At 65.8% G+C, this 18,517-nt stretch carries 20 protein-coding genes; 3 read left to right on the top strand and 17 right to left on the bottom strand.

What is annotated here, in order from left to right; translation table 11 throughout:
- Positions 1-69: 69 nt before the first annotated feature.
- The 17 genes from AN478_RS04310 to AN478_RS04230 form a co-directional block, all read right to left on the bottom strand.
- Positions 70-1,116 (bottom strand): radical SAM protein, encoded by a 1,047-nt coding sequence (locus AN478_RS04310; protein WP_074471376.1) that lies wholly within the window; start codon positions 1,114-1,116, stop codon positions 70-72.
- A gap of 163 nt (positions 1,117-1,279) precedes the next feature.
- A complete protein-coding gene (gcvH, locus tag AN478_RS04305; RefSeq protein ID WP_054965387.1) occupies positions 1,280-1,717 on the bottom strand; it encodes a glycine cleavage system protein GcvH in 438 nt (145 codons plus the stop codon).
- A 133-nt stretch (positions 1,718-1,850) separates the two neighbouring features.
- The gene (locus tag AN478_RS04300) at positions 1,851-2,237 is read right to left on the bottom strand and encodes a DsrE family protein (protein ID WP_054965386.1); all 387 of its coding nucleotides are present in this window, start codon (positions 2,235-2,237) and stop codon (positions 1,851-1,853) included.
- A 34-nt stretch (positions 2,238-2,271) separates the two neighbouring features.
- The gene (locus AN478_RS04295) at positions 2,272-2,718 is read right to left on the bottom strand and encodes a glycine cleavage system protein H (RefSeq protein WP_054965385.1); all 447 of its coding nucleotides are present in this window, start codon (positions 2,716-2,718) and stop codon (positions 2,272-2,274) included.
- A 67-nt stretch (positions 2,719-2,785) separates the two neighbouring features.
- Complete coding sequence (locus AN478_RS04290; protein ID WP_054965384.1) at positions 2,786-3,700, bottom strand: CoB--CoM heterodisulfide reductase iron-sulfur subunit B family protein; 915 nt, start codon at positions 3,698-3,700, stop codon at positions 2,786-2,788.
- Positions 3,693-4,412 carry a 4Fe-4S dicluster domain-containing protein gene (locus tag AN478_RS04285; RefSeq protein ID WP_054965383.1) on the bottom strand — a complete coding sequence of 240 codons (720 nt, stop codon included), beginning with the start codon at positions 4,410-4,412 and terminating at the stop codon, positions 3,693-3,695. The genes AN478_RS04290 and AN478_RS04285 overlap by 8 nt, the downstream gene beginning before the upstream one ends.
- Positions 4,413-4,479: 67 nt before the next feature.
- On the bottom strand, positions 4,480-5,310 hold the full coding sequence (locus tag AN478_RS04280) for a hypothetical protein (protein WP_054965382.1): 831 nt from the start codon (positions 5,308-5,310) through the stop codon (positions 4,480-4,482).
- On the bottom strand, positions 5,282-6,334 hold the full coding sequence (locus AN478_RS04275) for an FAD-dependent oxidoreductase (protein ID WP_054965381.1): 1,053 nt from the start codon (positions 6,332-6,334) through the stop codon (positions 5,282-5,284). Before AN478_RS04275 ends, AN478_RS04280 begins: the two co-directional genes overlap by 29 nt.
- A complete protein-coding gene (locus tag AN478_RS04270) occupies positions 6,335-7,678 on the bottom strand; it encodes a heterodisulfide reductase-related iron-sulfur binding cluster (protein ID WP_082432810.1) in 1,344 nt (447 codons plus the stop codon). It abuts the gene before it with no gap.
- A 54-nt stretch (positions 7,679-7,732) separates the two neighbouring features.
- Positions 7,733-8,398 (bottom strand): 4Fe-4S dicluster domain-containing protein, encoded by a 666-nt coding sequence (locus AN478_RS04265; protein ID WP_054965527.1) that lies wholly within the window; start codon positions 8,396-8,398, stop codon positions 7,733-7,735.
- Between the two features lie 172 nt (positions 8,399-8,570).
- The gene (gene dsrE2 / locus AN478_RS04260; protein WP_054965379.1) at positions 8,571-9,044 is read right to left on the bottom strand and encodes a sulfur carrier protein DsrE2; all 474 of its coding nucleotides are present in this window, start codon (positions 9,042-9,044) and stop codon (positions 8,571-8,573) included.
- A gap of 62 nt (positions 9,045-9,106) precedes the next feature.
- Positions 9,107-9,337: a sulfurtransferase TusA family protein gene (locus tag AN478_RS04255; protein ID WP_054965378.1), complete on the bottom strand. Its 231-nt coding sequence runs from the start codon at positions 9,335-9,337 to the stop codon at positions 9,107-9,109.
- Positions 9,338-9,466: 129 nt separating this feature from the next.
- Positions 9,467-9,790 (bottom strand): rhodanese-like domain-containing protein, encoded by a 324-nt coding sequence (locus tag AN478_RS04250; RefSeq protein WP_054965377.1) that lies wholly within the window; start codon positions 9,788-9,790, stop codon positions 9,467-9,469.
- A gap of 92 nt (positions 9,791-9,882) precedes the next feature.
- A complete protein-coding gene (locus tag AN478_RS04245; protein ID WP_054965376.1) occupies positions 9,883-10,821 on the bottom strand; it encodes a dimethyl sulfoxide reductase anchor subunit family protein in 939 nt (312 codons plus the stop codon).
- A gap of 62 nt (positions 10,822-10,883) precedes the next feature.
- Complete coding sequence (locus tag AN478_RS04240) at positions 10,884-11,579, bottom strand: 4Fe-4S dicluster domain-containing protein (RefSeq protein WP_054965375.1); 696 nt, start codon at positions 11,577-11,579, stop codon at positions 10,884-10,886.
- 35 nt (positions 11,580-11,614) lie between these two features.
- Positions 11,615-14,500 carry a molybdopterin oxidoreductase family protein gene (locus AN478_RS04235; RefSeq protein ID WP_054965374.1) on the bottom strand — a complete coding sequence of 962 codons (2,886 nt, stop codon included), beginning with the start codon at positions 14,498-14,500 and terminating at the stop codon, positions 11,615-11,617.
- On the bottom strand, positions 14,497-15,729 hold the full coding sequence (locus AN478_RS04230; protein WP_054965373.1) for a molybdopterin molybdotransferase MoeA: 1,233 nt from the start codon (positions 15,727-15,729) through the stop codon (positions 14,497-14,499). Before AN478_RS04230 ends, AN478_RS04235 begins: the two co-directional genes overlap by 4 nt.
- A 304-nt stretch (positions 15,730-16,033) precedes the next feature.
- Here AN478_RS04230 and AN478_RS04225 point away from each other — a divergent pair, with 304 nt between their 5' ends.
- The 3 genes from AN478_RS04225 to AN478_RS14670 all read left to right on the top strand — a co-directional run bounded on the left by AN478_RS04225 (position 16,034) and on the right by AN478_RS14670 (position 18,497).
- Positions 16,034-16,339 carry a hypothetical protein gene (locus tag AN478_RS04225; RefSeq protein WP_054965372.1) on the top strand — a complete coding sequence of 102 codons (306 nt, stop codon included), beginning with the start codon at positions 16,034-16,036 and terminating at the stop codon, positions 16,337-16,339.
- Positions 16,340-16,467: 128 nt separating this feature from the next.
- Entirely contained in the window at positions 16,468-16,968 is a 501-nt protein-coding gene (moaC, locus tag AN478_RS04220) for a cyclic pyranopterin monophosphate synthase MoaC (protein ID WP_054965371.1), read from the top strand.
- Between the two features lie 74 nt (positions 16,969-17,042).
- Positions 17,043-18,497: a M48 family metalloprotease gene (locus AN478_RS14670; protein ID WP_054965370.1), complete on the top strand. Its 1,455-nt coding sequence runs from the start codon at positions 17,043-17,045 to the stop codon at positions 18,495-18,497.
- Positions 18,498-18,517: the final 20 nt, after the last annotated feature.

Below are 18,517 nucleotides of genomic sequence, written 5' to 3'. Positions count from 1 at the left end.
GTTTTCCGCCGCGCCCCGCAGGCCGGTGTCGAGAAGCCGCCAGGTGGGACGGTCAGCCACCAGAGGCCCCTACGCCGTCTCGGCCACGGGGAGGATCTCCTCCCCGACGATCACGGAGCAGCAGGAGGGCGTGGTCTTGTGCTGGATGCCCAGGGTGTCGGCGAGCTCCAGCATGCCGTCGGAGGGGAAGGCGATGCCGTCGAGGCCGGCCATCACCGCGTAGGTGTCGGTGACCACCCGCTGCTCCCCGCCGGGCCGGGCGCAGCCCAGCAGCACGGGGGTCTGGCCGCCCATGCGCTGGCGCGCGTCCATGAAGAACCGCCCCACCTCGTTGGCGTCGGGGGTCTTGAAGGGCCGATTGCTGGGGGCGAAGTAGGGTTCGGTGACCACCAGGATCAGGGCGTCCGGGGTGTGCCGGGCGATCATCTCCAGGGCGTTGTACTCGCCGAGGAACTCGCCGTAGTGCAGGCCCAGGACGATGTGCGGCACCACCTTCATGTCGGTCTTCACCAACGCCGCCACGGACTTCTCGAAGTCCTCCACCGGCCGCTTGAGGTGGTAGACCTTCTGCACCGTCTCCTGGGCGCCGATCACGTCCAGCATGGCCACGTCCACGCCGGCCGCGTCCATCTCGGCGGCGTAGTCGTCGTCCACCAGCGCGGTGTGCATGGCGATCTGGAAGTGGGGGTACTTGTCCTTGAGCTTGCGGATGGTGGGGAAGAACCGCGGATAGTCGATGACGTTCTGGTGGTTGGAGCCGCCCGACAGCAGCATGCCGCGCGCCCCGTCCGGGATGAACTCCTCCTCCACCAGCCGCTCCAGCTCCTCGGGCGTCTCGGCCGGCTGCATCCCCTCCAGGACCTTGGCCTTGCAGTGGTCGCACTGCAGTTTGCACTTGGGCCCGGTCACGGAGACGGCAGGAAAGCGGTTCTTGCCGCAGCCGGCGATCTCGTCGGTCTCGAAATGCTTGAAGGAGGGGACGTAGAAATTGATATTGGGCTCGTCGCCCGCGGGCATGCGGGTCAGGGTCTCCTGCATCTCGCGGATGAGCCCGTGATCGAGGTCCAGGTCTTCCAGGGCCTCCACCTGTCCAATGGCGGTCTGCCAGTCGAGCATCGTCGGGTCGCCTCTCGGTCCCTAACCATCGGTGTACGGTCGGCCGGCGCGTTCTCGGCCCCCGCCAATGGGCTCGCCCGGAGCCCATTGGCGGGACCCGTTCGGGTCCCTGCCGCCCGTCCTTGCGGAGGGCGCGGGGGAAGCGGGCTTCCCCCGGCGCGGCCTAGCAGCCGTCGAAGCCGTCCGCGTCCATCTTCTTCTCGAACGCGTCCAGGGCATCCTGGCCGGTCACCAGATCGCCGGATTCGCCATCCCAGTCGGCGGGATCGAGCTTGGCGAGCCAGCCGTCCCCGTAGGGATCGCGGTTCACCAGGCTGGGGTCGTTGGCCACCTGGTCGTTGGTAGCGGTGACGTCCCCGGCCACCGGGCTCTTCACGGGGCCCACCCACTTGCCGGACTCCACCGTGGCGGCGGACTTGTCCTTCTTAATGGACTTGCCTTCCTTCTTCGGGGTGTAGGCCACCAGATCACCGGCCAGGGCCGCGGCGAAGGCGGTCATCCCGATGGTGACGGTCCCGTCATCCTCTTTGCGCGCCCAGACGTTGTTCTCGACGTTGTAGTAGAGGTCTTCCGGAATGTTACATCCGCGAACGGTCCCCATCGACAATCCTCCTATACAGGTACGGGGTGAGACCGGCCTTGGCCGGTGTGCTCGAAAGCTACTGCACGCTCTATCTGCTTCCGGCGAGGGATGGCGGACCGCCCTCCCCGGAAATTCCGTCCGTCCGGCCGATTCAGAAGGTGATCAGCTTGTCGCAGGACAGGATGAGATCCGCCAGCCGCCCGGCGTTGGCGACCTCGTCCACCTCGTCGATAAGCTCTCCGGGCTCCAGCTCGTAGCCGGGCAGCGCCGGCTTGCAGCCGATGAGCTCCACGCCCGCCCGCTTGGCCTCCTGCATAAAGGTGTGAATGTATTTCCCACCTTCCATGGCGGTCAAGTTCTCGGGCACCCCCTTCTGAAGGAGCCGCACGCCTTCCATGGTAAAGAAGATTTTGACGTCACAGTCCATGGCCGCGAGCAGGGACCCCAGGTAGAACGGGGTGGCGCAGCGCTGCGGGGTGCTCGGGCCACTGGTCATCAGGAATATGACCAGCTGATCCTCGGCCTCATCGAAATCCATTGACCAACAACCTCTCCTAGGGACCGACACCCGCTCAGCGGATGTCGCGGTCGCACTCCCAGCCTTCTTCCTTGGCGCGCCGGCAGAACTCCTCGCCGGCCGCCTCTCCGGTTAGCATGCCCTCCAGGGCGGATTCGGCCCCGTTCACCGGCTCCACCACCGCGATGTAGGCCTCGTAGGGCTCCAGGTTGAGGAGGGTCGGATCCTTCATGATCTCCTCGTTGGGCTCTACGATCACGCAGTCGAAGAAATTGGGGACGGGACCGGCCCATTTCCCGGACTCGAGGGTGGCGATCGGCTTGCTGGCCGGACGCCGGGTCCCCGGTTTGCGCACCCGGGCATGGAGGATCTTGCCGGCGATGGACTGGGAGTAGTCGGTCATGCCCACCGTGAGGTTGCCGTCCTCCTCACGCCGGGCCCAGATCTGGAAGTCCGGATCGTAGTAGAGCTCCGGACGGATCTCGCAACCGTTGCACTCCATGGCCGCCCTCTAAAGACGCAAAAGGCGGGGACCTGAACAGGTTCCCCGCCTTCCGGATTTCCAGGACTTACGCGACGCCCTTTTCCTTCAGGAGATCCATGGAGTCGCTGATGTTCTCATGGATGCCGAGCTTGCGCGGCGAAAGCCCCATGGCGAGACCGAGCAGCTGGGTGAAGTAGATGATCTTCACGTTGGTCTCGATGCCGAACTCCTTCTCCGCCCGGATCTGGTGCATCTCGAGCCCGGAGTGGCAGGTGGGGCACTCGGTGGCGATCACCTCGGCGCCGGAATCCTCGGCGGCCTGCAGCAGGTTCAGGACCAGCTGCGTGGAGGTGTCGGCGTCGGAGAGGGTGTGGGCCCCGCCGCAGCAGGCGGTCTTCAGGGGGTATTCCACGTTCACCGCGCCGGCGGCCTCCAGGAGGTCGTCCATGAAGTGCGGCCGGTAGGAGGACTCGCTCCCCGAGCCCTGGTCCTTCTCGGGGAAGATCTGCCGCGGCCGGGTGTACATGCAGCCGTAGTAGTTGGCGATCTTGATCCCGTTGAGGGACTTCTTGATCTTCTCCTTCATGCCCTCGGGGCCGAGCTCCTCCATGAACCACTCGAGGGCGTGCACGGTGCGCACGTCGCCGTTGTAGACCGGGTCGTCGGACTTCTTGGCGAGGTCCTGGACGGTCTCCATGGTCTCGTCGTCGGTGGCGGTCTCGTACTCGGCCTTCTTGAGGTTGTGATAGCAGCCGTTGCACGGCGCCATCACCGTGTCGTAGCCCTGCTGCTCGGCGGCGATGGCCATGACCCGGGAAGACATGTAGGTCTGCAGCATGGGATGGACGTTCTTGGCCTCCATGGCGCCGCAGCAGCTCCAGTCGGAGACCTCCTCCATCTCCAGGCCGAGCGCCTTCACCAGGGCCTTGGTGGACTTATCGTAAGGGCCGCCGGAGCCCTCCAGGGCGCAGCCCGGATAGTAAGCGACTTTATTAGGCATGCTGCCTGGCCTCCTTCTGCTCCCGGATGTACTCGCGCAGAACCTCACCGGTCTTGCCCCAGGACTTGGTCTTCGGCTTGAACACCGAGGCCATGCCCATGTGCATGAGGTGGGTGAAGGGCAGGTGCTTCACCATGCGCTTGCCCATCTCCACGATCCATTCCTGGAACAGGGACTGGTTGGTCTTCTTGTAGAAATTCTGCAGCACTTCACCGTCCTCGATGCGGCCGCGCTCGAGGATCTGCTCGGTGAACTCCTCGTCGAACAGGGTGGAGTAGGTGGTATCGGTGTACCCGTTCTCCTCCAGCCAGTGCGCGGTGGCCTTCATCACGCCTTCGGGACGCACGTCCTTGGGGCAGATGTTGGTGCACTTGTTGCAGGACACGCACTGCCAGATGATGTCCTTGTCCTTGAGAAGCTCGTCCTTCAGGCCCAGGTTGATCAGGTAGATCCAGTACCGGGGATTGAAGTCGGTGTTGAGCGCGTACACGGTGCAGGAGTTGGTGCAGGAGCCGCACTGCCAGCACCGGTGCACGTTCTCCGCCTGCGGCTGGGCCGCGATCTCTTTGCGGAAGCTCTCATCGTAGTCCGTGAGGTACCGCGGGCGGATCATGGTGTTCCAATGGCCGGAGACGTCCACACCGTCAACGGTGAGGTCCTCCTCCTCCATTATGTTTTCGGCATCGATCAGAGACTTTTCATGAATCGCCATTGCTGACTCCTAGCCAGGCCATCATCCGGTGCGTAGGCCAAAGAAGCGCCCGTGGGTGGAAACCCCTTCAGCCCTCGGTCTCGCCCTTCAAACGCGACCGTCCCTTGAGGCGCTGCTCATCGATTCCCAACAGCTTGCGCACGTGCTCGCTGGGGTCCTCGCTGTTCCCGCCGAAATCGGTCCGCAGCATGCCCTCCGCCATGGCCTTGATGTACTGGGCGTACACCTGAGCCAGCAGCAGATCGGCCGTCAGATCGAGGTCCCGGTAGAAGGACTGGGCCTCCAGCTGCTCCTTCACCCAATCACGCAGGGTAAGGAACACCCCGGGCTCCCCGCCCGTGGGCAGCCGATCGATCTGATCGCTGTGCGGAACCAGCTCCCGCAGGGCTCCCGAATCGGTGGTCACGTCCCAGACCCAGCGGGTCATGAGCGGATACCGCTCGGGGTCGTAGAAATGGAGGAGGTCGGCGGCGAGGTCGCGCCGGGCGCGACACGCCTTCCCCTCGCAGGGGAGGGCCTCGGTGAAGGCCTCCATCCGTTCCTCCAGGTCCCCTTTGCCGTGCAGCAGCTCCCCCACCAGGGAGCGGAAGTCGGCGACGTCCATCTCCCGAAGGTGGGGCGCGAGGCGCCGTCGGGCGGAGAACACCCGCTCCAGGACGGTGTCGCGCGCCTCCTCGTCCAGCTGGGCAAGGGCCTCGGGGGCGAGCAGCTTGCCGAACAGTTCGCTCTTCATCTTGAGGGCGGCGACATAACGCTCCACGCCGCCGTCCGCCTCAAGGTTGTCGAAGAGCTGCTGCAGGGCCTGCTCGCAGCGCTGGGGGCTGAGCTCAACCCCCAGTTCCGTAGGCTCCAGGTTCTCCCCGGACCCCTTAGCTTGCTTTCTTCTCAGCCACGCCATTGATGGTCGCTACCGCGCGCAGGGCCGCGGACTGGCCCTCAGCGACGCTGCTGTCGATGTCATTGGGGCCGGTGGCCGCGCCAGCAACGAACACCCCCTCGCGGGTCGTACCCTGGGTGTTGGTGTACATCTCCGCGCGGGCGATGTAGCCGTGGTTCTCCAGGCCGATGCCGAAGGTCTTGGAGATCTCCGGGTTGTCGTCCTGCGGGTCCATGCCGATGGCGTGCACCACCATGTCGAACGGGATGATGATGGGCCGCTTGACCAGGGTGTCTTCGCCCTTCACCAGCAGGCGGCCGTCCTCGGAGGTGGTCACCTCGGCAATACGGGCCTTGACGAACTTGGTCTTAAATTCTTCCTGGGACTTCCAGTAGAACTTGTCCTCGTACAGGCCGAAGGTACGGATGTCCATGTAATAGATGTAGACGTCCGTCTCCGGGGACAGCTCCTTGATCTCCATGGCCAGGTTGCAGGAGACCGTGCAGCAGATCTTGGAGCACCACTCGCGGCCGATCTGGCGGTCCCGGGAGCCCACGCACAGGAGGATGGCCACCCGCTCGGGCACGCGGCCGTCGGAGGGGCACTTCACCTCGTGCCGGCCCACCATCTGCTCCACCTGGGTGGTGGTCACCACGTCCTCGTACATCCCGAAGCCCCACTCCGGCTTGTTGATGGAGTCGAAGTGGGTGAAGCCGGTGCCGAGGACCACGGCGCCCGCGTCCACGGAGTCGCCGTTGGACAGCTTGGCGGTGAAGCTGCCGGGCTCGCCGTCGAACTGCTCCACCTTGGTGGAGGTGTACACGGTCACGTTGGAGTCGTCCTCCACCCGCTTGACCATGCGCCCGATGGCGTCCTTGGCCCATTCCCCGCTGGGGACCAGCTTCGCGTAGCCGGAAAGGATGGGAGCCCCGCCGAGGATGTCTTCCTTCTCCACCAGGGCGACCTTCTTACCGGCGGTGGAGGCGGCGTGCGCCGCCGCCAGGCCAGCCGGACCGCCACCTACGACAAGAACGGTGTCGGACATTTAGTTCGTTCCTCCGTACGCCAGTTCGGGGTTATAGAGATATTCGATGTTGCCCTTCTCCACTTCCTTGAGGTAGGCCTCGAAGTTGGCCTTGGCGTCCGCCCAGGAGATGCCCATCTTCTCGACGAGCTCCTCCACGGGGGAGGCGTGCCACTGCAGCTGCACGATCTTGAACGGATCGGCGCCGCAGGCCAGGGCGGCCAGCTGGACCTCGGCCATAATCGGCACCTGATAGGGCTGGTTGTGCGCCTTACCGATCCACTGGTTCTTGTCCATGGTGGTAATGCAGCCCGTATCGTTGCCGAGCATCACGTCGGCCTGGGCCTCCTCCTGCGCGACCTTGATCTTCCGGTCGATGGTGAAGGACCGGGTGAACTCGCGCTCGGAGATGATGTGGCGGAAGCCGAAGCCGCAGCAGTCGTACCAGGTGGAGTAGTCGATCACCTGGGCCCCGAGGGCCTGGGCCATGGCGGTACCGATGGCAGTGCGGTTGCCGCCCAGGACGTTGGGGTCGTAGACCGCGTCCTCGTGGATCATCTTGTAGTAGTGGCAGGCGACGTGCATGGTCACCCGGATGTTGCTCATATCGATGGTCTGCAGCTCCGAGGCGATGCGGTTGCGCATCACGTGCACCCACTCGGAGTAGTGCACCACCTCCTCCGGGATCACCAGCTTGCCGTCCACGGTCCGGCCCAGCTTGTCGAGGATCTTGGTGACCTTCTCGCGCAGCTCGGCGGACTCGATCAGGTACTTGCGGATCTCCTTGTAGTTGCCGAAGGAGGTGCCGCAATGCACCAGGGGAAAGAAGTGGCCGTCGTCGTAGCCGTGCTGCTTGCCGGAGACGTAGGCCTGGTGGAAGTTGCGCAGGAACACCGCGGCCAGGGACTCCACGTTGCCGATGCCGGAGCCGTGGTAGTTCCAGGCGGTGCAGCTGGTCTGATCGGTCTCGTCCAGGTAGTCCTTACCCGGCTGCATCCCGAGGTTGTTCATGAGCCACAGCAGGCTGGCCGGATATCCCGGGATGTTGCCGCACTGGCCGCAGGACTTGTGGTGCCAGAGCTGCTTGGTGGGGATCCGCTTGTTCCAGCCGTACAGGGTCTCCACATCGATGGGCTCGTGCTCGTCCTTGATGCGGTGGACGATGATCTCACCGTCCTTCTCGAGCTCCCACATGTGCTCGCGGATGTCGTCCACCCGCTCCTCGTTCTGGTACCGGCGCTTGTCCACCTCCTTGCGGACCCACTCCGTGGCCGCCTGCGCCTCTTGCGGGGACAGGTCGGTGGGCTGGAAGAAGGATCCGTGCCCGGCGATGCCACCCTGATCGGGAGTATTTTGATCGGCCATGATTGCTCTCCTGTATATTCGGAAGCAGCTGCTCGGAGCGAAGGCTGACCGGAATCAGTCCTCTTCCTGCTCCTCCAGCCAGTCCTCGTAGTCCTCGCGCTTCTCGTCGATGAAGTCCTCGATCACGTCGTAGAGGTTTTCATCCATCGTCTCCAGGGAGGAAAGCACGCCCGTCATCTCCCAGATGGTGTACATCTCGACGGAGGTCTTGAGGCTCACCTCCCAGGCCGTCTCCACGGTCTGCAGGGTCTTGACCGGGATGGCGTTGCGGAGGGTCTGCAGGTCCCCCTCGACCTTCTGGATGTTCGGGCCCCAGTCGGGGAACGCATCCGGCTGAATCATGTCGGGGGAGAGCTGGTTGCCGGTGGTGATGAGCTTGAGCATCACCCGCCCGAAGGGCCGCAGCACCTGCTTGGCGGACTCGAAGCCGTGCTTGATGGCCACTTCGCGCATGATCATGACCAGACCGCCCGGGCTGTTGCGGAAGGGGCACCGCGCCGCGCAGGTCATGCACTGGGCGCACGCCCAGATCTTTTCCTGCATGGCGTTGTAGACCTGCTCCACGTTCTCCGTCCACAGCAGCTGGACGATCTCCCGCGGGGAGTAGTCATAGAAGTGCGCGGAGGGGCAAGTGGCGGTGCAAATGCCGCAGTTCAGGCAACCGTTTAGCTCGTGGTCATAACGGAAGTCCTGCGTGATCTCGTTAAATATATCCTGCATCTCGGCGTAGGTTGCCATCGCCTCCACTCCTGTTCGTGGTGATCCTCCAGCCGGTTCCGCCCGCGCGGGGGACGGAAGCCCGACCATTCCGGTCGGGCTTACCTCCGCCTTCTGGCTTCGATTCCCGGACGAATCGGCGAGTTCCCAGACGGATTGTAGTCCTCAGGCCCTGTTAGATAAACAGGGAAATATCGGACTCGCCCGCAAACTCGAAGAAGGTCGCCGCCCCGCCGTAATCAATGCCGTCGATAAAGTCTCCGGGGTTGTAATCGAAGAGATCGACGGTCATCTGGCAGGCGATCATGGTGACCTCGGCCTCCTGGCAGAGATCGCGAAGATCCTCCAGGCTGGCCACCCCCTTTGACTTCATCTTCTTCTTCATCATGGAAGTCGCCATGGACTCCATGCCCGGCAGAACCTGCACCAGGTTCGGGATGGGCATGGGCATCGGCATGGCCGGGTTGCCCAGCGGGCTGACCTTGATGTCCTTGATGTCCTTCTTCAGGAGATTGAGCCCGTAGAAGGTGAAAAAGATCTGCGTCTCGTAGCCAAGCGCGGCCGCGGTGGACGCCAGGATGAAAGGCGGATAGGCCCAGTCCAGCGTCCCTTTGGTCGCAATGATGGCGAGTTTCTTTTCTTCGGCCATAGCAGGGTTCCCCTCCCCTAGATACAAAAAAGAGAGCGCAAACTGCGCCCCCTTCGCTCGCGTTACGCCTTCTTCAGGAAGAAGGTGTACTCGCCGTTGTTCTCGCTGTGCTCCAGCAGCTCGTCGCCGGACTGGGAAGCATAGGCTTCGAAGTCCTTCACGGCGCCGGGGTCGGTGGCCACGATCTTGAGGACTTCGCCCGAGGACATGTCCTTCAGGGCCTTCTTGGTCCGCAGGATCGGCAGCGGGCAGTTCAGACCGCGGGCGTCCAGTTCCTGATTCGCTTCCGGCATTCGCCATCCCTCCTGGTGAAAGCGTTGTGCCCTAAATGCCCGTGAGAATGGGCTAGGTGTATCCATCAGGCAACGCAAATCTTTTGATAAAAGAATAAGGGGGGTTTATTTGTCCCCTTATAACGCTGCTTATGCCTCTTGGGGCGTAGTGAGCGGGTACTGGCGGGCCCATCCCTGAATCCCGCCCACCAGGTTGTACACCTCCTGGAAGCCGTTTTGTAGGAGGTAGTAGCCCACCTGGGCCGATCGCGCGCCGCTCGCGCAGTACACCACCACCGGCCGCCCAGGGTCCAGCTCCCCGGACCGCACCGGGATCAGGTGCATGGGTATATGGACCATTCCGGGGATCACGCCCCGCTGCACCTCGCCATCATTCCGCACATCCACCAGCTGCGGTGATTCCCCGGACCACTGCTGAAGCTCCTCCGGGGAGATCTCGCCCAAAGATCCCATAGGTGCATCCACCCTTCATTCGAGATTCGGAAGGTTACCAACTGCTGATGCTAAGACCGCACAAGGGCCCCGGGAATTCCCGGGGCCCTTGTTCAGGTAGCCTGGGCGCCGTGGTAGAGGTTCACCACGTGGCGGGCCTCGGCGAAGAAGAGCCACCGTTCCATGGCCGCCCCCGCCAGGGATGAGATCGCGGCCACCCACACCACCCCGCTACCGGGGGCCTCCGCCGCCGGCCAAAGCAGGACCAGGGGGAGGATGTAGGCGAAGACGTACACCCCCACCTTCAGGGCTTTGGCCAACGCCGGCGGCGCTTGGTAGCCGAACTCGTGGGTGAGGAAGGTCCCGTAGCTGTGGCCGGGATCCAGGATCTGCACCTTGGCGCGGGTGAAGCCGGTAGCGGTGTTGATGGTGGGCCCCGCGGGCTGGGCCACCCAGAAGTAGTAGACCGACTTGACCACCGCCGCCAGCAGGATCAGGGCCGCCGCTAGGGCGATCATGCCGCCCACCGGGCTCAGGTCACCGAGCCCCAGGGCGTACAGCAGGAGGATCCCGGTCATGAAGGCCTTGGTCAGGTAGTTCACCGGAACCAGTGGGCTGGACCACTGGCGGATGGTCTTGAGGCTGGCGTAGATCATGCCCGTGGAGAACAGCGTGACCAGCCCCAGCAGGAAAGCCACCAGGCCGAAGAACAGTGCCCACCCCGGCGTGGTGCCGCCACCCACGTAGACCCCCAGCAGGTACAGCAGGAAGAAGGGGTAGAAAAGGACGGCGAACACGCCCTCCCGGGACAGCCAGGAGGTCCGAAAACGGCTGAAGGACCGCCAGGCGTTCTTGGGGTTGGCCAGGTGCGCGGTGGAGGCCATCAGCCCCACCGAGATCAGGACGAAGGCCAGCCCGCCGGCGGCCAGCAGGCTGTCCCGGTCGAGCCCCCCGCCGAGGCCGAACAGGTCGAAGAGGATGGCCAGCATGATGAGGCCGAACCCCGCCCCGGAGGCGACCGTGAACAGAATCACCGAGAATGCCGGTTTCATGGCTCCCTATGGCTCCTTGGCTGCAGTCCGTCGGTTCGCGCTGGTTCCGCGCGGGCCTTCCGCTAGCGGTTGACCACCTTGTTGGTCCATTCCTTGACCTTGTCCGTAGCCGAGGGCTTGGGCAGGTCGTCGGTGGGAATGGGCCGGGTGGAGCGCGGCGGCAGGTACTGGTTGGTGGGCTCGTAGCCCAGTTCCGGCATCAGGGAGTAACCGCCGCGGCGCCGCACGGTCTCGCCCACCTCCGATTCCGGATCCTCGAGGTCGCCGAACATGCGGGCATGGGCCGGGCAGGCCAGGACGCAAGCCGGCTGCTGCTCGCGCTCCTCGAGCTCCTCGTCGTAGATGCGGTCCACGCAGAGGGTGCACTTTTTCATGGTCCCGCTGGACTCGTCCAGTTCGCGGGCGCCGTAGGGGCAGGCCCAGGAGCACAGGTTGCAGCCCATGCATTTGTCCTGGTCCACCAGCACGATGCCGTCCTCTTCCCGCTTGATGGAGGCCCCGGTGGGGCACACCGTCACGCACTCGGCGTTCTCGCAGTGCAGGCAGGACATGGGGAAGTTGACGGTCTTGTTCTCCGGATACTCCCCCACTTCGAAGTGGCGGATGCGGTTGAACCACACGCCGGAAGGCTCCGCCCCGTACGGATCGTAGTCCGACAGGGGGCCGGTCACCCCCGAGGCGTTCCACTCCTTGCAGGCGGTGGCGCAGGCGTGGCAGCCCACGCAGGTATCCAGATCTATGACCAATCCGAGTTTCATCACGCGCTCCTTGCTCGGCCCTGGCGGCGGCTTGGTTACTTCCGGCCCCGGGAGTCGTACCGGAGCACCTCGGGACGCTCCGGCTCACCCGGGAAGGGCTTGATCTCGGGGAATTCGGGCCAAACGCCCTCTTCCCCGGAGGCGGCCGGGGAGATCTTCACCCGGAGGTCGAACCACGCCGCCTGGCCCGTAATGGGGTCGGAGTTGGTGATGCGCCGCTCGCCCATCTTCTCCGGCAGCAGCTCGGAGATCAGATGGTTCATGAGGAAGCCCTCGTTGGACTCGGCGGCGTTCGTCTTCAGCCCCCAGGAGCCCTTCTGCTTGCCGATGGCGTTGTAGGTCCACACCGTTGTGGGCTCCGTGCCCTCCATGTGCTTCACCTGGCAGCGGATCTTGCCGTGGTGGCTCTCCACCCAGGCCCACCCCTTGTCCGGGATGCCGAGCTGCTCGGCCCGTTCCCGGTTCATGTAGAGGTAGTTCTTGGCCAGGATCTGGCGCTGCCAGGCGTTCTGGGAGTCCCAGGAGTGGTACATGATCATGGGCCGCTGGGTCAGGGCGAAGAACGGGTACTCGTCGTCCTCCACGCGCTGCTGCTCGAGCGGCTTGTACCAGAAGGGCAGCGGGTCGAAGTAGCTCTTGAGCCGCTCACGGTCCACCGGGTCCTCGGGCTTCGGCCCCTCGTAGACGCCCTCGCCCGCCAGCCGGAACCGCTGCAGCGGCTCGGAGTAGAAGTTCATCACCACCGGCTCGGTGGAGCCCATGTACCCGGACTCCTTGGCGAACTCCAGGTAGTCCTTGTTCCACCCCTTGTAGAAGCGCATGTGCTCGGGCAGGTGGTAGGCGAAGAAGGACTGGTTCTCCAGGTACTTCTCCCACTGGTTGGGGTTGGGCTCGCCCACCAGGGACTTCTCGCCGCTCTTGCCGCGCCAGCCCGACAGGAAGCCGATGCCCGGCGCCTTCTCGAAATTGACGATGAAGTCCTTGTAGTCCTGGAACTTCGGCTCGCCGTTGTCGTCGGTGAAGGCCGGCAGCTTGAGCCGCGAGGCCAGGTCCACCAGCACGTCCTGGAAGGCCCGCACGTCCCGGTCGGGCTGGATCACCGGGTGGCGGATGGCGTCCGCGGGCCCGTCCGGCTCGGAGATGGGCCGGTCGAGCATGGAGATGCAGTCGTAGCGCTCGAAGTAGGTGGTGTCCGGCAGCACCAAGTCCGAGTAGTTGACCATCTCCGAATGGAAGGCGTCCGAGACCACCACGAAGGGGATGCGGTACTCGCCGTCGTCCTTCTTGGCGGTGAGCATCTCCATGACGCCCTGGGTGTTCATGGTGGAGTTCCACGACATGTTCGCCATGAACGTCATGAAGGTGTCGATGGGGTACGGGTCCTCGTTATAGGCGTTGGTGAGGACCATGTGCATCATGCCGTGGGCGGCCAGCGGCGCCTCCCAGGTGTACGCCTTGTCGATCCGCAGGGGCTTGCCGTCGTCGGTGAACAGCAGGTCCTCCGGCGCGGTGGGCTGGCCCAGCGGCGGGCCGGCCAGCGGCGTGTCCGGCGCGACGGCCTTCTCCACGTCGCCGCCCATGGGCTTCATGGCCGGCGGCACCTGCTTCGGGAACGGCGGCTTGCTGCGGAAGCCGCCCGGCACGTCCACCGTGCCCAGCAGCATCTGCAGGAAGTGGATGGACCGGCAGGTCTGGAAGCCGTTGGAGTGGGCGGAGATGCCGCGCATGGCGTGCATGGACACCGGCCGGCCGATGAACTTGTCCTGCTTCCGGCCGGCCCAGTCGGTCCACTCGCAATCGATCTCGATGGTCTCCCGGAAGGCCACATGGGCCATCTCCAGGGCGATCTGCTCGATGCGCTCGGCGTCGATGCCGGTGATCTCGGCGGCCCGCTCCGGGCTGTACTCGTCGGAGAGGTAGCGCTCCGCCATGAGGGTCATGGAGGTCTTCACGCGCTCGCCCTTGGGCCCGGTGTACTCGCCGAACAGCGCCGGGGCGATGCCGGTTCCCGTGGCGTCGGCGAAGCCGCCGCTGTTCTGGTCCCAGATCTGCGGATTGCCGTTGTCGTCCCGCAGGAACAGGCCGTGGTCCGAGGCGCCCTCGTTGTCGATCACCAGGTACGGGGCATTGGTGTAGCGGACCAGGTACTCCCAGTCGAACAGCTCGCGTTCCAGCAGGACGTGGACCATGGAAAGGGCCAGCATGGCGTCGGTGCCGGGCCGGATGCCCACCCACTCGTCGGCGATGGCGGCGTAGCCGGTGCGCACCGGGTTGATGGCCACGAACTTGGCCCCGCGGCGCTTGATCTTCTCCAGGCCGATCTTGATGGGGTTGGAGTCGTGGTCCTCGGCCACTCCCCACATCAGGAAGTACTTGGTGCGGTCCCAGTCGGGGCTGCCGAACTCCCAGAAGGGCGAGCCGGTGGTGTAGATGCCGCCGGCGGCCATGTTCACCGAGCAGAAACCGCCGTGGGCGGCGAAGTTCGGCGTGCCGAACTGGGTGGCCCACAGGCCGGTGAGGGCCTGCATCTGGTCACGCCCGGTGAAGAAGGCGAGCTTGCGGGGGTCGCTGGAGCGGATCTTCTCCAGGCGCTCGGAGAGCATGCCCAGGGCCTCCTCCCAGGAGATCTCCTGGAACTCCCCGGAGCCGCGCTCGGCGCCCGGCTTGCGCAGCAGGGGCTTCTGCAGCTTGGCGGGGGAGTACTGCTTCATGATCCCCGAGGAGCCCTTGCCGCAGAGCACGCCCTGGTTGGTGGGATGGTCGGGGTTGCCCTTCAGGTAGCGGAGCTTGTTGTCCTCCACATACACCTTCACCCCGCACCGGCAGGCGCACATATAGCAGGTGGTGTACTTCACCTCCTGCTTGGAGTGATCCTCGTAGTGATCGGGATCCGAGTAATACGTAAGTCCGCTCGCAGTCATTCTTCGCCCCTCGATTGCGGCTCGCCGAAACTGCACCATTCGCTGCCGGGCTCCACCACCACCGCCTCTCCGGTCCGGAAGCCGTGACTGCCCGCATCCACAACGATGTATGCGTGCGCGCGACTCATCCCCCAGATCATTCCCGAGCCCTGCCGGGACAGGGGGATGGCCATCAGTTGCCCGCCGCTCCATTCCAGGCGGGCGCGAAGGAATTCGGTCCGGCCGGCTTTCTCCCGTTGGTACGCCGCCCCGGCCACGGCGTTGATCCGCACCGGCACCGGGCTGCCGCCCATCCAATGGATCAGGGCCGGCCGCACGAACTGCTGGAAGGTGATAAGGGCGGAGACGGGGTTGCCCGGCAGCCCGAAGAAGTAGGCCCGGCCCAGGCGGCCGAAGGCGAAGGGCTTGCCGGGCTTGATGGCCACCTTCCAGAAGCCGATCTCCCCCTTCTCCTCCAGGATCCGCTTCACGTGGTCGAAATCACCCACGGACACCCCGCCGCTGGTGATGACCATGTCGTGCTCCGCGGCCCGGTCCAGGGCGCCGCGCAGCACCTCCACCTCGTCCGGCACCCGTCCGCCGTCCACCGCCTCCACGCCCACCTGTCGGAGCATAGCCAGCAGCGCGTAGCGGTTGGAGTCGTAGATCTCGCCCGGCCCGACCGGCTCGCCGGGATCGCGCAGCTCAGAGCCCGTGGACAGCACCAGAACCCGCGGCCGGCGGGCCACCCGCACCTCGCCGACGCCGGCGGTGGCCAGGGCGGAGACCAGCGCCGGCGAGACCCGCTCGCCCGGCCCGGCCAGGCCCGCCCCGGGGGCGATGTCCTCCCCCGCGCGGCGGATGTTGGCCCCCGGTTCCGGTCGCTCGGCGAACCGGGCCCGGCCCTCGCCGGCCTCCACCTTCTCCTGCATGACCACCGCGTCCGCCCCGGCAGGAATGGCCGCGCCGGTCATGATGCGGGCGCAGGTCCCCTCGGTTAGCGCTCGGGGGTCGTTCCCGGCCGCCACGGTAAAGGCGACCGGAAGCTCGCCGCCGGTCTCGCCGAGGTCCGCCGCGCGCAGGGCGTAGCCGTCCATGGCCGAATTATCGAAGGCCGGACTCCCCACCCGCGCCAGGGGAGTCTCGGCGAGATACCGCCCCGCCGCCTCGGCGGTGGCTACCGTCTCCACCTCCTCGGTGGGACGCACGGCCTCCAGTACCCGGTTGCGGGCTTCTTCCACGGCCAGCATGTTCGGTCTCCGCGTGCGGCATCGAACCGCAGGTTCCCGACCATGACAAGAGAAAAGGCCGTCAGGCCGGGATTTTTGAGAGGGGGCAATGTTGGCGATTGCCCTGCCCACTGGCAAGGCAGTAATTTTAATTCAGCGATCAAGGCCCTTTATTTGCCGGCCTCCGGCCCCCGTGCTAGCTTGGCGACCCTCTTAGAATCCGCCCGTGGATTGTAAGCCGGTCCGGGCGAGGCCCCAAACAAGTTTAGGCAGGCGCTACCCCAGCCCACTACCACGAGGGCACGTTACCCCAGGAGGAACGACGGTGGACCGCAGCGAATTCCAGGAAAACACCCGGATCACGGTTACCTACAAGGACAGTAACGGTAAGCTCCGCCCCGGGAACTTCTACGTCTACAAGCTGTTCGATGAATTCATGATCGTCCGGTCCACGGACAACGACGGCCTGTTCCGTAAGATGCCCTATGAGGATGTGGTCAAGCTCGTGAAGACCAAGAAGGCCGACCGTTCCCACCTCTTCACCCTGCCCGACGAGATGCTCGAAGAGCGGATGTGGAAGGACCGGGACACCATGTTCCATTACGCCAGCGCACCGGGCCGGGGCAAGTAGCCCCGGAAACCGGTCCCGGGCCGTCCCCGGGGAGACGGGTACGGAACGGCTGCCCGATGGTGGGCCGGGACGCGCGTCCCGGCCCTTTTGCTTTTCGGCCCCTTTTTGCCTACTCCGGAGGCCGCGCCATGGCCGACAACGAGGATCCCCTCTCCCATTTCGACGACCAGGGCAACGCCCGCATGGTGGACGTGGGCGACAAGGCCGTCACCGAGCGCGCCGCCGTGGCCGAGGGCTGGATCACCATGGAGCCCTCCACCCTCGACCGGATCCGCGCCGGGCAGGTGGCCAAGGGCGACGTGCTCGGAGTGGCCCGTATCGCGGGCATCCAGGCGGCCAAGCAGACCGGCCAGCTGATCCCCCTCTGCCACCCCCTCCCCCTGTCCGCCGTGGAGGTGGACCTGCAAGAGGACGAGGGCTCCGGCGTCCCTGCGGTGCGCGCTGAGGCCACGGTGAAGACGGCCAACCGCACGGGCGTGGAGATGGAGGCCCTGACCGCCGTCAACCTGGCCCTGCTCACGGTGTACGATATGTGCAAGGCCATGGACCGGGCCATGGAGATCACGAGGGTGCGCTTGGTGGAGAAGTCCGGCGGCCGCTCCGGACACTGGCGGCGGGAATCGGACTGAGCCCGGAACTCCGGGCCCTTGCGCGGGCCTAATAGCACGCATTGCGGACCGTTTTCCATCGACCTCTGGCGACCATGCCCCGATCCTCCACTTCCTTCAGCGCGGCTACCGCGCGGCGCGGCCTGGCCCTGCTGCTCGCGGGGCTCCTCGCCCTGGCCCCCCCCGCCGCCGCGGATCAGCTTCCCTCCCTGGGCAGCCAGAGCGGGGGGGCGCTTACCGCCACCCAGGAGCAGCAGATCGGCCAGGAGTTCCTGGCCCAGGCGCGCCGCGAGCTGACCTTCGTGGAGGACCCTGAGGTCCTGGGGTACGTTCGCGCCATTGGCCACCGGATCGCCGCGCAGACCGATTTCGACGCCTATCCCTTCCACTTCTACGTGGTCGAGGACCCCAGCCTGAACGCCTTCGCGGTCCCCGGCGGCCACATCTTCCTCCATTCCGGACTGATCGAGGCCACCGACTCGGCGGCCGAGCTGGCCGGCGTACTGGCCCACGAGATCGCCCACATCACCCAACGCCATCTGGCCCGCCAGGTGGCCGCCAGCCAGGAGACCCAGCTCCAATCGCTGCTCCTGGTGCTTGCGGGGGTCATGGCGGGGATGCAAGGCCAAGGGGAGGCGGCCCAGGCCCTGGTGGCCGGGGCGAGCGCTTACTCCCAACAGGAGATGCTGTCCTACAGCCGCAGCCACGAGCACGAGGCGGACCGACTGGGGGTCGGCTATCTGGCGCGCTCCGGCTTCGAGCCCGAAGGCCTGCCCGCCTTCCTGGAGGAGCTGCAGAACTGGTCCAGCCTCCAGGGCCAGGCGCCTCCCGCCTATATGTCCACCCACCCCCTGACCCGGGACCGCATCTCCGACGCCCGCAACCGCGCCAGCCGCATGCGCGCCGCCGCCGAATCCACCCCGCTGGGGGAAGGTACCTACCAGCGCGTTCGCGCCCGGGTCCAGGCGGTCACGGCGGAATCCCCGGAGCAGGCCTATCGGCGCTTCGCGGAACAGGTCGAGGACGACCCCCAGGACCAGGCCGCCCGGTACGGCCTGTCCCTCGCCGCCCGTTTCACCGGCCGCACCGAGGAGGCCCTCGATCTGCTCCGGGACCTCATCGAGCAGGCCCCCGAGGAGGTGGCCTACCGCGGCAGCCTCGCCGAGGCCCTGCTGGAGGCCGGCCGGCCGGAAGAGGCGATCCGCTCCCTGCGGGCCGCCCTGGAGCGCCGGCCCGGGGCCCCGGAGCTGCGGGAGCAGCTGGGCCGGGCGCAGCTCGCCGCGGGCGACGCCGAGGCGGCCCGGGACATCCTGAAGGAGGTGACCCGCGACCATCCCCGCCGCGCTTCCAGCCACCGGGCCCTGGGGGAGGCCTACTCCCGGCTCGGCGATTCGATCCGGGCCCACCGGGCCGAAGCGGAGGCCCGCTGGATCGCCGGGCAGCGGGCCGAGGCCCTCCAGCAGCTCCGCCTGGCCGAGCGCCTCGCCCAGGAGCAGGGCTCCGACCAGCTGGGGCAAATCCAGGCCCGCATCCAGGAACTGCGACTCTAGCCCAAGGACGCGCATGCCCG

This window comes from Thiohalorhabdus denitrificans, from assembly GCF_001399755.1.
Lineage (GTDB): Bacteria > Pseudomonadota > Gammaproteobacteria > Thiohalorhabdales > Thiohalorhabdaceae > Thiohalorhabdus > Thiohalorhabdus denitrificans.
Note: the sequence above shows the minus strand (reverse complement) of the source record. Positions and strands in the feature narration are given on the sequence as shown.